The organism is Stenotrophomonas sp. P5_B8, from assembly GCF_054049855.1.
In genome coordinates, this window is sequence record NZ_JBFULO010000728.1 from 1 (window position 1) to 1,085 (window position 1,085).

Sequence of the window (1,085 nt, forward strand, 5' to 3'; positions counted from 1 at the left end):
TCGAGGAAGTGGCCAAGCGCCCGCGCGCCAGCATCCCGATCCTGTCCTCGCTGATCTGAGTCATTGCCGCCACGATCGTGGTCGGCACGGCACAAGGCCCGGCACTGCCGGGCCTTGTCGCATCAGGGGCAGGGCAGCGGGTGGCAGTCGCCGCTGGTCGCGGCCGGGGTGGCTGTTTAGAATCGTGGCCCGGGCGCCCGTTGGCGGTGCCGTTCCTTATCGCACCCAGGACCCCCCATGAGCATCAAGAGTGACCGCTGGATCCGTCAGATGGCCGAACAGCAGGCGATGATCGAGCCGTTTGAAGCCGGCCAGGTCAAGCAGGCCAACGGCCAGCGCATCGTCAGCTATGGCACCTCCAGCTACGGCTATGACGTGCGCTGCTCGCGCGAGTTCAAGGTGTTCACCAACATCAACTCCACCATCGTCGATCCCAAGCACTTCGACCCGGGCAGCTTCGTGGATATCGTGGGCGACGAGTGCATCATCCCGCCGAATAGTTTTGCGCTGGCGCGCACGGYGGAGTACTTCCGCATCCCGCGCGACACCCTGGTGGTGTGCCTGGGCAAGAGCACCTATGCGCGCTGCGGGATCATCGTCAACGTGACGCCGCTGGAGCCGGAGTGGGAAGGGCATGTGACCCTGGAATTCAGCAACACCACGCCGCTGCCGGCGCGCATCTATGCCAACGAAGGCGTGGCCCAGATGCTGTTCTTCCAGGCCGACAAGGACGATATCTGCGAGACCTCCTACAAGGACCGCGGCGGCAAGTACCAGGGCCAGACCGGCGTCACCCTGCCGCGGACCTGATGACCACGCGGGTGGCGCGGCGCACCTGATCAATCCCCGGGCGTGCTGCGGCGTCCCGGCCTGGTAGAGCCGACCGTTGGTCGGCTGCCTCTGCGGTTACCGTTACCCATCAATGATGGCGACCACAAAAAAAGCGCGGAGTACTCCGCGCTTTTTTGTGGCTTGGTCCGAGTGCGGCAGGGTAACCGGAAAGCAGCGGACCAAAAGCAGCGGACCAACGGTCCGCTCTACTTGCCGCGGCCGAACAGCAGCCCGATGCCCACCGCCACCAGCAC

Annotated in this window: 1 protein-coding gene; it reads left to right on the forward strand. The window is 65.0% G+C overall.

The annotated features are described in order from the left end of the window. Window positions 1–237 precede the first annotated feature (237 nt). Entirely contained in the window at window positions 238–810 is a 573-nt protein-coding gene (gene dcd, locus ACXJKH_RS21040; RefSeq protein ID WP_457322290.1) for a dCTP deaminase, read from the forward strand. Window positions 811–1,085 lie beyond the last annotated feature (275 nt).